Annotated in this window: 12 protein-coding genes and 1 pseudogene; 3 read left to right on the forward strand and 10 right to left on the reverse strand. The window is 70.9% G+C overall.

The window, feature by feature from the left end; translation table 11 throughout:
• Positions 1-109 precede the first annotated feature (109 nt).
• Positions 110-514, forward strand: a complete 405-nt coding sequence (locus tag OG395_RS19730) for a winged helix-turn-helix transcriptional regulator (protein ID WP_327244142.1) — start codon at positions 110-112, stop codon at positions 512-514.
• Here OG395_RS19730 and mutM read toward each other — a convergent pair.
• From mutM to recG, 8 genes are all read right to left on the reverse strand, one after another.
• Complete coding sequence (gene mutM, locus OG395_RS19735; protein WP_327244143.1) at positions 504-1,373, reverse strand: bifunctional DNA-formamidopyrimidine glycosylase/DNA-(apurinic or apyrimidinic site) lyase; 870 nt, start codon at positions 1,371-1,373, stop codon at positions 504-506. The two genes, OG395_RS19730 and mutM, sit on opposite strands and share 11 nt — an antisense overlap.
• Before the next feature lie 143 nt (positions 1,374-1,516).
• A complete protein-coding gene (rnc, locus tag OG395_RS19740) occupies positions 1,517-2,341 on the reverse strand; it encodes a ribonuclease III (RefSeq protein ID WP_266981073.1) in 825 nt (274 codons plus the stop codon).
• A gap of 19 nt (positions 2,342-2,360) precedes the next feature.
• Positions 2,361-2,534, reverse strand: coding sequence for a 50S ribosomal protein L32 (gene rpmF, locus OG395_RS19745; RefSeq protein ID WP_003965982.1), 174 nt, complete (start codon positions 2,532-2,534; stop codon positions 2,361-2,363).
• A gap of 2 nt (positions 2,535-2,536) precedes the next feature.
• A complete protein-coding gene (locus OG395_RS19750) occupies positions 2,537-3,205 on the reverse strand; it encodes a YceD family protein (protein WP_327244144.1) in 669 nt (222 codons plus the stop codon).
• A 186-nt stretch (positions 3,206-3,391) separates the two neighbouring features.
• On the reverse strand, positions 3,392-4,453 hold the full coding sequence (locus OG395_RS19755) for a cell division initiation protein (protein ID WP_327244145.1): 1,062 nt from the start codon (positions 4,451-4,453) through the stop codon (positions 3,392-3,394).
• Positions 4,454-4,551: 98 nt separating this feature from the next.
• Positions 4,552-5,031, reverse strand: coding sequence for a pantetheine-phosphate adenylyltransferase (coaD, locus tag OG395_RS19760; RefSeq protein WP_327249390.1), 480 nt, complete (start codon positions 5,029-5,031; stop codon positions 4,552-4,554).
• Positions 5,032-5,057: 26 nt separating this feature from the next.
• Entirely contained in the window at positions 5,058-5,642 is a 585-nt protein-coding gene (gene rsmD / locus OG395_RS19765; protein ID WP_327244146.1) for a 16S rRNA (guanine(966)-N(2))-methyltransferase RsmD, read from the reverse strand.
• A 115-nt stretch (positions 5,643-5,757) separates the two neighbouring features.
• Positions 5,758-7,977, reverse strand: coding sequence for an ATP-dependent DNA helicase RecG (gene recG, locus OG395_RS19770; protein ID WP_327244147.1), 2,220 nt, complete (start codon positions 7,975-7,977; stop codon positions 5,758-5,760).
• A 100-nt stretch (positions 7,978-8,077) separates the two neighbouring features.
• On the opposite strand from recG, the pseudogene OG395_RS19775 reads away from it, so the two are divergent.
• Positions 8,078-8,695: pseudogene (locus OG395_RS19775) on the forward strand (HSP90 family protein); the annotation flags it as partial.
• 902 nt (positions 8,696-9,597) lie between these two features.
• Here the strand turns inward: OG395_RS19775 and OG395_RS19780 are convergent.
• A complete protein-coding gene (locus OG395_RS19780; protein WP_327244148.1) occupies positions 9,598-11,229 on the reverse strand; it encodes a DAK2 domain-containing protein in 1,632 nt (543 codons plus the stop codon).
• Positions 11,230-11,486: 257 nt separating this feature from the next.
• On the opposite strand from OG395_RS19780, the gene rpmB reads away from it, so the two are divergent.
• The gene (rpmB, locus tag OG395_RS19785) at positions 11,487-11,672 is read left to right on the forward strand and encodes a 50S ribosomal protein L28 (RefSeq protein WP_030928661.1); all 186 of its coding nucleotides are present in this window, start codon (positions 11,487-11,489) and stop codon (positions 11,670-11,672) included.
• A gap of 106 nt (positions 11,673-11,778) precedes the next feature.
• Here the strand turns inward: rpmB and thiD are convergent, their stop codons facing one another.
• Positions 11,779-12,594 (reverse strand): bifunctional hydroxymethylpyrimidine kinase/phosphomethylpyrimidine kinase, encoded by an 816-nt coding sequence (thiD, locus tag OG395_RS19790; protein ID WP_327244149.1) that lies wholly within the window; start codon positions 12,592-12,594, stop codon positions 11,779-11,781.
• Positions 12,595-12,685: the final 91 nt, after the last annotated feature.

Raw genomic sequence — 12,685 nt, forward strand, 5'->3', positions numbered from 1 at the left:
CCGGGGCCCTCCGGGATTCCTTCCGGACCGCATGGGCCGCAGTACTGCCTGCTTACGCCCGCACAGCGCACTCCAAAAGAGAGCACTGTGCGGGCGTAAGCTGTTTTTCATGGACGAGACCACCCCGCGGGACGGCGCCGACAGCCTGCCCTTCGACGTGTTCTCCCGGCAGTGCCCCTCGCGCGGCACGCTGGAGCACGTCACCGGGCGCTGGGGCAGCCTGACGCTGACCGCGCTGTACGAGACGGGCGCCCGCTTCAACGAGCTGCGCCGCAGGATCGACGGGGTGAGCGAGAAGATGCTCTCCCAGACGCTTCACGCACTGGAGCGGGACGGCCTCGTCCTCCGGGAGGCGCAGCCCACCAATCCGCCGCGCGTCGACTACGAGCTGACCCCGCTGGGACGCGAGGTCGCCGGCCGGCTGCTCGAGCTGATCCGGCTCGTCGAGGGCCGGATGTCCGAGGTCCTCGACGCCCGCAGCCGTTACGACGAGGCGCGCGAGGTCACGCTCTAGGCGTGTTGGCGCGCGGCGGCCGCTGACAGCTCGGGCAGTAGTAGCTGGAGCGGTTCATCCACGGGCGACGGCGCATCGCCGTGCCGCACCGGTGGCAGGGCTCGTCCTCACGCCCGTACGCGTCGAGCGACCGGTCGAAGTAGCCGGACTCGCCGTTCACATTGACGTAGAGGCTGTCGAAGCTGGTGCCGCCCTGGGCGAGCGCCGCGTTCATCACGTCGCGGACATGGCCGAGCAGCTCGGCCGACTTGGGCCGGGTCAGGGTCGCGGTGGGCCGGTCGTAGTGCAGCCTGGTGCGCCAGAGCGCCTCGTCCGCGTAGATGTTGCCGACGCCGCTGATCAGCGACTGGTCGAGCAGGGCGCGCTTGACCGTCGTACGGCGCAGACGCAGAGCGCCGTGGAACGCAGCGTCGTCGAAGGCGGGGTCCAGGGGGTCGCGGGCGATGTGCGCGATGGTGTCGGGCAGCCCGTCCGGGGTGTTCTCGTGGACGGAGAGCCCGCCGAAGGTCCGCTGGTCGACGAAACGCAGCTCGGTGCCGAGGGCGTCGTCGAAGCGGATCCGTATCCGGAGATGCTTCTCGTCGGGGGTGTCCTGCGGCTGCACGAGCAGCTGACCGCTCATGCCGAGGTGGCCGAGGAGCGAGGAGGAGTCGTCGTCCAGCGGAACCCATAGGTACTTGCCGCGGCGCATGGCCGTACCGAAGCGGCTGCCGCTGAGCCGGGCCACGAAGTCCGTGGAACCCGCGAGATGGCGGCGGACCGCGCGCGGGTGCAGGACCTCGACCTCACCGACCGTGCGGCCGGTGACCCAGCGGTCGAGACCGCGCCGTACGACTTCGACCTCAGGCAGCTCGGGCACGGAGTGGCTCCTCAAGAGACTGAACAGTTTAGGGGGTGTACGGCCCTGGTCCACCGGACACCCCGGGGCGTGACTGTGCGGTCACGTCCCTGGTCCGGACAGGAAGAACCCCCCGGTGCACGAGGCACCGAGGGGTTCCCGGGTCAGGCCGGAGTGACGTCCGTGGACGGCACCGGGTCGGCAGGGGTGTCGGCAGCCCCTCCGTCGGCTGCGGCCTTCGCCGCGGCCTCCCGCTGCTCCGCAGCGGCGCTGATCTCGCGCCAGGCGGACTCCGCCGCCTGCTGCTCCGCTTCCTTCTTGCTACGGCCGGTGCCGGTGCCGTACGAGACACCACCGACGCGAGCAGCAGCAGTAAAGGTCTTCTCGTGGTCCGGGCCGGTCTCCGTGACGAGGTACTCGGGGACTCCGAGGCTCTCGCTCGCGGTGAGCTCCTGGAGGCTGGTCTTCCAGTCCAGGCCGGCGCCGAGATTGGAGGACCTGTCGATCAGCGGGTCGAAGAGCCGGTGGACCAGCTCCGAGGCCGCACTGAGGCCCTGATCGAGATAGACCGCGCCGATCACCGCTTCTAGCGTGTCGGCGAGGATGGATGCCTTGTCCCTGCCGCCCGTGCCCTCTTCGCCCCGGCCGAGCCGGATGAAGGAGCCGAGGTCGAGTCCGCGGCCCACCTCCGCAAGTGCGCGCGAGTTGACCACCGCGGCCCGCAGCTTGGCCAGCTGGCCTTCGGGCAGGTCGGGGTGGGTGCGGTACAGCGTGTCCGTGACCACCAGGCCGAGTACCGAGTCCCCGAGGAATTCGAGCCGCTCGTTGGTGGGCAGGCCGCCGTTCTCGTATGCGTACGAACGGTGGGTCAGCGCACGCACCAGAAGGGCGGACTCAAGGTGATACCCGAGCCGCCCTTCCAGAAGCGTGTGGGACGAGGCTGTGTTGACGTTGTCTGCCTGCTTCTTGGCGTGGGACAACTCAGACATCGGGCCTCTCACCAGCCGCTCAGACTTCGAGGACCTGGCGCTTGTTGTACGTGCCGCAGCTGGGGCACGCGATGTGCTGCAGCTTCGGCTCCTGGCAACGCTCGCACGAAACCAGGGTGGGGACCGCAGCCTTCCACTGCGACCGGCGGTGGCGCGTGTTGCTGCGCGACATCTTCCGCTTCGGAACAGCCACGGCTACTTCTCCTGCTTCTCGTCGACGCCCGCTTCGGCGCCGCCCATGTTGTCCTTCTCGCCGTCCTGAACGGTCTCGGCGAGTCCTTGCAATGCCGCCCAACGGATGTCGACGGCATCGTGGTGGTGACCGGGGTTCTCGTCCAGCCTGATCCCGCATTCGGAACACAGGCCGGCACAGGTCTCCCGGCACACCGGCTGCATCGGCAGTGCGAGCACCACCGCATCACGCAGCACTGATTCGAGGTCGAACAAGCCGTCCTCGATGAAGAGCCTGTCCTCGTCGTCCTCGGCGTCGTCGGCCGGTTCCGCTTTGATGCGGCCCCGGTCATCGGCGTCAGGGTACGAGAACATCTCCTGGAAGTCCGCCGCAACCTCTTGGCGCAGCGGCTCCAGACACCTTACGCACTCCCCCTCGGCCGACGCACGGGCGGTGCCTGTGACAAGCGCCCCTTCCATGACCGATTCGAGGCGGAGCTCCAGCTCCACGGGTGCGCCTTCCGGCACACCGATAACCCCGTCGATACCGAGGTCGTGGGGCGCGTCCACCGAGCGGGTCAGCCGCAGGAGGGCACCGGGACGCCGACCCAGCTCGTGCGTATCGAACACGAGAGGGTTTCGGTGGTCGAGGTGGCCGTTCAGGGCTTTTCCTGCTTTCGAAATCGTATGCATGGTGCAAAGCGCACCGTGGGGAGGGGCCGACCGGATCGGAGTCGAAGCGGGCAGCCGGGATCGCAGACGTACGCGCGACCGAAGAACCAGGATACTGGACGCGTTACCCTGCTCCCAACCGGGTCCGATTCCGGTCCCGAACCGGCCGGAACCGGTCGCGTTCGGTCCGTGTCCCGGGCGCCCCGGTCAGCGCTCCTGCTCGTACCGGCGGAGCTGATCGATGTCGATCATGCTGGTGTCGAAGAGGCTGGTCTCGTCGAGGGCACTCTCGCCCTGCGGCTGAAGGGGCTGGTGCGTCGGCATCGGCTGCTGCCACCCGTCGTACCCCTGCGGCTGCAGCTGCGCCTGGCCCTCGTCGTAGCCCTGCTGCTGATAGGTCGCGTACGGGTCCGGCTGCTGCTGGTACCCGTACATGTCCTGCTGCGGCGGCTCCTGGTACGCGTACGTCTCCGCATAGCCCGGCTGCGCCTGTGCCGGGAAGTGCGGCTGGGGCACCGGCTGCGGCTCCGGGGTGGCGAGCTCGGCGAGACCGGCCCAGTGGTCCTCGTCGCTGGTGTGGCCCTGGCTGCCCGCGGCGTCCTGGGCGGCCATGTGCGCACCGAGCTCGTCGGTGGCGACCCGGCCGTGCAGCTTCTGCCGGCCGCGGCCGACCGCTTCCAGGGTCGTGGCGAGCACGGCCTCGAACGCGCCGAGCTTGGTGTCCACATACTCGTCGGCGCGGCGCCGGAGCGTCTCCGGGTCGGTGCTGCGCTCGGGGGCCTCGGCGAAGTCGGGGTCCTCGTACCCCTGCTCGTCGAAGCCCTGGCCACGGCCGAGGAGCTTCTCGCGGCCCCGGTCGACGGAGCCGATGGTCTTGGTGAGGACGACCTCGAAGTTGGCGAGCTTGCTGTCGACGTACTCGTCGGCCTCGGCGCGTACCTCGTCGGCCTCCCGGCGGGCCTCGCCGAGGATGCGGTCGGCCTCGGTCCGGGACTGCCGGGCGATCTCGGTGTCGGAGATCAGCGAGCCGCGCTGGGTGTGGGCGGTCTCGATGATCCGCTCGGCCTCCTGTCGGGCCTGCTCGACCATCTGCTCCCGGCCGCCGATGAGCTCCTGGGCGTGGGCGAGTGAGCCGGGGAGGGCTTCACGCACCTCTTCGAGCATGGCGAGCAGATCGGCGCGGTTGACCACGCACGACGCCGACATGGGCATGGACCGGGCGTTCCCGACCGCTTCGACGATCTCGTCGAGCTTCTTCTGCACGTCCACCGTGTGCTCGCCACTCTCTACTGCTGATTGGAGACGGACGGAACGACTGTACGGCCAGTCGGCGCCCGTCCGACACCGGGTGACGGACTGTCAGTGCATCACTGCTGGGCGAGACGTTCGACGAGTGCGTCGTGGACCGGCGGCGGCAGCAGGTGCGAGACGTCGCCACCCCAGGTCGCGACCTCCTTGACCAGGGAGGACGACAGGAAGCTGTACGTGGGATTGGTCGGCACGAAGAGCGTCTCGACCCCGGAGAGGCCGTTGTTCATCTGGGCCATCTGCAGCTCGTAGTCGAAGTCGCTGACGGCCCGCAGGCCCTTCACGATCGCCGGGATGTCGCGCTGCTTGCAGAAGTCGACCAGGAGGCCGTGGAAGGACTCGACCTCGACGTTGCCGAAGTCCGCGGTGACCTGACGGATCAGCTCGATCCGCTCGTCGATCGTGAACAGACCCTTCTTGGACTGGTTGATCATCACCGCGACATGTACGACGTCGTACAGCTTCGAGGCGCGGCCAATGATGTCGAGGTGTCCATTGGTGATGGGGTCGAACGACCCCGGACAGACGGCGCGGCGCAACTTGAGTCCCTCGCTCTCCGGTGCGGTCATCGTGCGTCTTCGCACGTAGAGGCGGCGCGACCGTACCAAAGCGTTCCCTCACCGTAGCGACGGGCCCGCAGTGGCTCGAATCCCTTGGGCCAGTTGAATTCTCCGCCTCTGGTGCTCCGTTCCACGGTGACGAGGGCATCGTCCGTGAGCCAGCCCTGAGCACGGAGTGTGAGCAGTATCTCGTCAAGATCGCCATCAGTGACGGCGTACGGCGGATCCAGGAAGACCACGTCGTACGGGTCCGCGGGCGCCGGTCCTGTCACTATCTGTTCGGCTTTGCCGGTACGGACTTCGGCGCCGGGCAGACCGAGCGTACGGACGTTGTCCCGGACCGTGCGGGCGGCCTTGGTGTCGGCCTCGACGAGCAGGGCGTGTACCGCGCCGCGGGAGAGCGCTTCGAGGCCGACGGCGCCGGAGCCCGCGTACAGGTCCGCGATTCGGATGCCCTCCAGGGTGCCCAGGAGCGCTTCCCAGGTGGAGAACAGGCCCTCGCGTGCGCGGTCCGATGTGGGGCGGGTGCCGGTGCCTGGCGGGACGGCCAGGCGGCGTCCGCCGGCCGAGCCGGCGATCACGCGGGTCATGGGTGTCTGATCCTCGGGTCGGGGGGTGGCCCGCCGTGGTGGGGCGGGCGCCGTGCGTCCCACGATATGGCGTCTGGCCCGCTGAGGCCCGGGGGCCCCGTGCGTGCCCCGTCCCTCAGCCCTTGTCGAGGTACTCCTCGCGCTCCTTGTCGAGCAGGGCGGCCAGCGCGGTGCGCAGGTCCGGCAGGCGGGCCAGGTCCGGGTCCGCGGCGACGATCGTCGCGGCCTCCTCGCGGGCTGCGGCGATGACCTCCTCGTCGTCGATGACGGAGAGCATCCTCAGGGAAGTGCGGACCCCGGACTGGGCCTGGCCGAGGACATCGCCCTCGCGGCGCTGTTCGAGGTCGATCCGGGACAGTTCGAAGCCGTCGAGGGTGGCGGCGACGGCGGAGAGCCGGGCGCGGGCGGGGCTCGCTTCGTGCGCCTCGCTGACGAGCAGGCAGAGGCCGGCGGCGGAGCCCCGGCCGACCCGGCCGCGGAGCTGGTGGAGCTGGGAGACGCCGAACCGGTCGGCGTCCATGATCACCATCGCGGTGGCGTTGGGGACGTTGACCCCGACCTCGATGACGGTCGTCGCGACCAGGACGTCGACCTGGCCCGCGGCGAAACGCCGCATCACGTCGTCCTTGTCGTCGGGGTTCATCCTGCCGTGCAGCACCTCGATGCGCAGACCGGCGAGGGCACCCTTGGCGAGCTGTTCGGCGATCTCCAGGACCGCGAGCGGCGGGCGCTTCTCCCCGTCCTCCTCGGCCGCTTTCTCCGCGGCCTTCTTCCTGTTCTTCTTGTCGGCCTCGTCGTCGGCGTCGTCACCGATCCGGGGGCAGACGACGTATGCCTGATGCCCGTTCCCGACCTCCTCGCGTACCCGCTCCCAGGCACGGCTGAGGAAGTGCGGCTTGTCCTTGGCGGGGACGACGTGACTGGCGATCGGCGAGCGGCCCGCCGGCAGCTGGTCCAGGACGGACGTCTCCAGGTCGCCGAAGACCGTCATCGCGACCGTACGGGGAATGGGGGTGGCGGTCATCACCAGCAGGTGCGGCGGCTGCTTCCCCTTGGACCGCAGCGCGTCGCGCTGTTCCACCCCGAAGCGGTGCTGCTCGTCGACGACAACCAGCCCCAAGTCGTGGAACTGCACCTTGTCCTCGATCAGCGCATGTGTGCCGATCACGATCCCCGCCTCGCCGGTGACCAGGTCCAGCAGCGCCTGACGGCGGGCCGCCATCCCCATGGACCCGGTCAGCAGCACCACCTTCGTACCGAGGTCCGAGCCGCCCAGCATGCCGCCTTCGGCGAGCTCGCCCATCATTTCGGTGATGGAGCGGTGGTGCTGCTGGGCGAGCACCTCGGTGGGGGCGAGCATCGCGGCCTGTCCGCCCGCGTCGACGACGGCGAGCATGGCGCGCAGCGCGACCATGGTCTTCCCGGACCCGACTTCGCCCTGCAGCAGCCGGTGCATCGGGTGCTCGGTCGCCAGGTCGTCGAAGATCTCCTTGGAGACCTTCTCCTGGCCCTCGGTGAGGGTGAACGGCAGTTTGGCGTCGAAGGCGTCGAGCAGCCCGTCGTGCCTGGGTCTGCGTGCCACCGCCGGGAGCTGGGTGTCGGCGTACCGGCGGCGGGCGAGTGCGACCTGCAGGACGAAGGCCTCGTCCCACTTCAGCCGGTCCCTGGCGTCGGCGATGTCCGCCTTGGTCTGCGGGCGGTGAATCTTGAGCAGCGCCTCGGGCAGCGGGGTGAAACCGCGCCCCTCGCGCAGCGGGAGCGGCAGCGGGTCGACGGCGTCCCGGGCGCTGGGCAGCACGGTGTCGACGGCCTTGGCGATCCGCCAGGAGTCGAGTTGCTTGCAGGCGGGATAGATGGGCAGCAGCCGCCCGGCGAAGGCGTCCACCGCCTCCGTGGCCTCGTCGGCGTCCGCGGTGTCGAGCAGTTGGTACGTGGGGTGCGCGAGCTGCATCTTCCGGTTGAAGACGGAGACCTTGCCCGCGAACATCGCCCGGCGGCCCGGCAGCAGCTCCTTGTGGGGCTTGTGCACGCCGTGGCCGAAGAAGACCAGCTGCAGCCGGCCGCTGCCGTCGGTGAGGGTCACCTCCAGGCGCTTGCCCCTGCCGTTGTTGAACATCATGATCCGTGCGTCGGCGACCTGGGCGACGACGGTCACGTGCTCGTCCAGCGGGAGGTCGGCCAGCGCGGTGAGCTGGCCGCGCTCCTCGTACCGCCGCGGGTAGTGGTGCAGCAGATCACCGACCGTGTGCAGGCCGAGGTGCTCGGCCATCACTTTCGCGGTGGCACCGCCGAGCAGCTTCTTCAGGGGTTCATCGAACGCGGACACGCGATCCATTGCACACCACGCCACTGACAGAAGTCGCCCGCACCACCGGAATCCCCTGGTGGGAAACGTCTGCGCGCCTCTCGGATCGGTCCCCGGCTCCTCGCTCGCGATCGCTCCTCGCGGGATCGTCCGACCCGCCCCGTCGCCCGTCCCCCCACCGGCGCTGCGACGGCGGTACGCCGCCGAGGGGCGGCTCCGGGTCGAGGACAGCGGGATCGGTCCGACCGGGACCGATGTGCACAGCCTGCCGGCGACGATCGGCCGCAGCTCCCGACGTGACGGGGCGAAGGGGCCGGCCTCGGCGCGCCGACTTCCTCGGCCGGTTCGGCATCGGGCCGCCGGCGTGCTTCGTCGTCGCGGCCGAGATGCGGGTCGTCAGCCGGTCGGCGCGTACGCCCGGGGCGCCGCCCGTCGAGTGGTGCGCCCGCGACGACGGTTCGTACACCGTCCGCGCGCTCCTCGACAGCGCACGCTCCGAACCCGGCACCACCGGGCACCTGGTCGCCCGTCCCGGCAGCGCGGACTGGCTCGCCGAGGGGCGGGTCCTCTCGCCCGCCCGCGACGTCGGGTCGCTCCTGCCGTAGGACATGCGGGTCGGCGAGGCCGGTGTCACCGACCTTCCGGCGGCGTGGGACCGCCCGTATCCGAGCCCGGCAAGTCGGCGGGTGGCGCCCGCCCGCCGCAGTCACAGCAGTTCGGCTTCTCGCCGCTCGCCGCGATCGTGCTGACCTGCCGCGCGCGGATCCTCGGTCAGCGGGTGGTCGGCGCCCCGGACGACCCGTCCACGGAAACCGCGGTCGCCGCTCTCGAAGAGGACGTACGGGAACTGCTCGCCTTCACCGAACCGCGGTACGCGGAGGGCGAGATGGCCACCCGGATCGCCCAGGCGCCGGGGCCCCTCGGCGACATCGCCGCATACCGGGGCGACGGTCCGGAAGCCGTCGGGCTGTATGCGCGGGCGACCCCCGAGACCGACGCCGCCGGACTCCCCTGCTACGCCGCCGAGTACGAGACGAAGGCCGCCCGGATCGCCGCGCAGGTGCAGGAACACGCCATGGTGGAACGCACCGCGCGCCGCCCGCACCGCCCTGGAGCACGGTGCGGCGTTCGTCCCGGCGCCCGCCGCGCCCGGCGCCCTCTGCAGTTCGCCGAAATCCTCGGTGGCGCCAGGCAGTTCACCGAGGCCGCCGAGCATGCGCTGGACGCCTCACACTGGGCGGACGAGGCGGGCGAGAGGCGAGAGCGGGAGTCCGAGGGGTATACGCCCGGCATCGGCTCGGCGGCCGGCTGGGGCGTGCGGCGCAGGCGGCTGCCGTCGCCGCGCCGCCACCGATTTCACCGCCGGCGGCCCGGTCCTCTTCGGCAGGCGGACGGCGGCGGACCTGATGGCTGCCTGGCCGGACGCGGACCCGGGCCCGTGGGGTCCTCGCGGCGTACGAGGGTGCGGAGGCGGACGACACGGTGGTCGCGCGGCGCGCGCCGGCGTATGCGGTACTCGGGTACGTGGACGGGGCGCCGGGGAAGGGGGCCGGGCCCGCCCCGGTGACCGTTGCGCCCCCGATCGCCGGACGGACTCGATGTCACCGCCCGGCCCGCGATCGAGCACAACACGCCCCGGGGCGCGTTGTCCTACTCCACCCCGATCAGCAGCGGAGCGCACTGGCGGCCGCCCCGGTACACCACCGTGTCCACCGCTAGGTACCCCTCGCGCACATGCTCCTGCAGTGCCTCCGCCAGGCTGTCCGGCACGTCCTCGCCCAGGACCAGCGTCACGAGTTCACCGCCCGCCGACAGCATCCGGTCGAGGACGGCCCGGGCCGTGCCGGGCACGTCCTCGCCGATGACCGCCACATCGCCGTCGATCAGCCCCAGGATGTCGCCGGCCTGGCAGATGCCCGCCATGGTCCACGACTGCCGCTCGGCGACGGCCAGTTCGGCGTAGCGGGTGGCGCCGGCCGCGGCGGTCATCGCCACCACGTCCTCGTCGAAGCTGCGTTCCGGTTCGTGGACGGCGAGCGCCGCGATGCCCTGGACGGCGGCGCGGGTCGGGATCAGCGCGACCCGGATGCCTTCCGTACGGGCCTGCTCCGCGGCCGCCGCGGCCGTGTGGCGCAGCTCCGCGTCGTTGGGCAGCAGGACCACCTCGTGGGCGTGGGCGCGACGGATCGCATCGACCAGTTCACCGCTGGCGGGCGGCTCCCCGGGGCGGGCGAGCACCGTGGTCGCGCCGGCCTCCGTGCACAGCCCCGAGAGCCCGTCGCCCGGGACCACCACGACGACACCGCGCTGCGCGGGCTCGTTGAGGTGGGGGTGGACCCGGTCGGCGCCGAAGTGGGTGATCCGGATCCGGTACGGCCTGCCGGCCTCGACTCCGGCCTCCACCGCCGCACCGGCGTCGTCGACATGGACGTGGACGTTCCACAGCCCGTCGCCGCCGACCACGACGAGCGAGTCGCCGAGCCCGTCGAGCCGGGCCCGCAGCCGGTCGACGGCGTCGTCCCGGGCCTCCAGGAGATAGATCACCTCGAAGGCGGGTCCGTCCGCCGGTCCGCCTGCCGCGCAGTCGTCGGCGGCGGCGACGGGGGCGATGTCGGGCGTCACCCAGGTCCCGCGTGCGGGCGGTTCACCGGAGACCGCCTCGACAAGCGCCCCCAGGACGGTCACCAGGCCACGGCCTCCGGCGTCGACGACGCCCGCCCGCCCGAGGACGGCGAGCTGCCCGGGAGTCGCGTCCAGTGCCGTACGCGCCCCTTCGTACGCCGCCTGCGCGACCGCTTCCGGTCTCGGGTCGCCCGCCGTGCGCCCGGCGGCCTCGGCGGCAGCGGTGGCCACGGTCAGCACCGTGCCCTCGACGGGGTGCGCGACGGCCTGCCGGGCGGCCTCGGCAGCCCGGGTCAGGGCGCGGCGCAGATGGTCCGCGTCGTGCCCGTCGGCCAGCACCCCCGCCATGCCGCGCAACAGCTGCGCAAGGATCGTGCCGGAGTTGCCGCGGGCGCCGATCAGCGCCCCGTGTGCCATGGCCCGTACGACATCGGCGAGTGCGGGCACGGACGTGCCGGTCTCGTGGGCGGCGAAGACCGCCTCGACGGCGGCCGCTGCCGATTCCACCGTCAGATAGAGGTTGGTGCCGGTGTCCCCGTCCGCGACGGGGTAGACGTTGATCGCGTCGATCGCCTCACGCTCCCGGCCCAACGCCTCCAGCGCCAGTGAGCACCAGGCACGCACCGCGACGGCGTCCATGTCGTCGGCGGTCTGCGGCACCTGGTGTTCCTCCTGGAGAGCGGCCGTGCGGGCTGACTGAACCGCAGACTAGTCCCGCCCGGTGCGTCCGGCGGGGACAGGGGCGGGGCAGACGGCGGGGAAACCCATGGTAGTTTCGTTCTACCGACGCGGCCGTTGTATGCTGCTTCGGTTGCCCGATGAGAGTCGGGCCTTTCCTCCGGTACCGCCACTTCAGTCAAATGATTCCGGCGCGCCGGAATTCACTGTAAGTGCACCTGAAGTCTTTGGAGTGACCCGTGGCTGCCAACTGCGACGTCTGCGGCAAGGGGCCGGGCTTCGGCAACAACATTTCGCACTCGCACCGCCGTACGTCCCGTCGCTGGAATCCCAACATCCAGCGCGTGCGTGCCGTGGTCGGTCGGACGCCGAAGCGGCTCAACGTCTGCACCTCGTGCATCAAGGCCGGCAAGGTCGCGCGCTGACGTTCCCGTCGTAGCGCAGCCTTCCGGTTGCCCAAAAAGCCGGTCCACCTCGGTGGACCGGCTTTTTGCTGTGCTCCCCACTCCCCGTCTCCCCATCGTGGGGCCGTTACAGCTGCCAGCCGTGCCGGACCGGGCCGATCCCGGTGCCCAGCGGGAAGCCCGCCGCGATCGCCCCGGTGACATAGGCCTTCGCGGCCCGTACGGCCGTCGGTACGTCGTCGCCCGCGGCCAGCCCGCAGGCGATCGCGGAGGCGAGGGTGCAGCCCGTGCCGTGAGTGTGCCGGTTGTCGTGGCGGGGGGCGCGCAGCCAGTGCTCCTCGGTGCCGTCCGTGAGGAGGTCGACCGGTTCGCCCGGCAGGTGCCCGCCCTTGATGACGACCCAGCGCGGCCCGTATCCCAGGATCTCCGCGGCGGCCTGCCGCATTTCCGTCTCGTCCGTGACCGTCACGCCGGTGAGCTGCGCCACCTCGTCCAGGTTGGGGGTTGCCACCGTGGCGACCGGCAGCAGCTTCGTCCGTACGGAATCGAGTGCTTCGACGGCGAGCAGTGGATCACCGTGTTTGGAGACCCCCACCGGGTCGACGACCACCGGGGCGTCCGTTCCCGCGAGAAGTGCGGCGACGGTCTCGACGAGGGCGGCCGACGCAAGCATGCCGGTCTTCACCGCCTGGACGCCGATGTCGTCGACGACGCTGCGGTACTGGGCGCGTACCGCCTCCACGGGCAGCTCCCATGCGCCCTGGACGCCCAGCGAGTTCTGCGCGGTCACCGCCGTGATCACGCTCATGCCGTGCACGCCGAGCGCCAACATCGTCTTGAGGTCGGCCTGAATGCCCGCACCGCCGCCGGAATCGGATCCGGCGACGGTGAGCACACGGGGTGGAGCGAGCGGGACCTGCGGTGCGGCAGAAGATATGGGCATACGCCTCAATCTAGTAGTGTGTCGCCGCTTAGTTATGGTGCACCTGACTGGGAGGTTGGTGTCTGGCAGGTTCCTTCCCCTTTGCCAGATA

The sequence above is a fragment of the Streptomyces sp. NBC_01320 genome, from assembly GCF_035974375.1.
Taxonomy (GTDB): Bacteria; Actinomycetota; Actinomycetes; order Streptomycetales; family Streptomycetaceae; genus Streptomyces; species Streptomyces yanii.

Excerpts from the sequence above, each read along its gene's own strand:
- OG395_RS19730 (WP_327244142.1), top strand. The coding sequence starts at position 110 with ATGGACGAGACCACCCCGCGGGACGGCGCCGACAGCCTGCCCTTCGAC.
- rnc (WP_266981073.1), bottom strand. The coding sequence starts at position 2,341 with ATGTCTGAGTTGTCCCACGCCAAGAAGCAGGCAGACAACGTCAACACA.
- OG395_RS19750 (WP_327244144.1), bottom strand. The coding sequence starts at position 3,205 with ATGCATACGATTTCGAAAGCAGGAAAAGCCCTGAACGGCCACCTCGAC.
- rsmD (WP_327244146.1), bottom strand. The coding sequence starts at position 5,642 with ATGACCCGCGTGATCGCCGGCTCGGCCGGCGGACGCCGCCTGGCCGTC.
- recG (WP_327244147.1), bottom strand. The coding sequence starts at position 7,977 with ATGGATCGCGTGTCCGCGTTCGATGAACCCCTGAAGAAGCTGCTCGGC.
- thiD (WP_327244149.1), bottom strand. The coding sequence starts at position 12,594 with ATGCCCATATCTTCTGCCGCACCGCAGGTCCCGCTCGCTCCACCCCGT.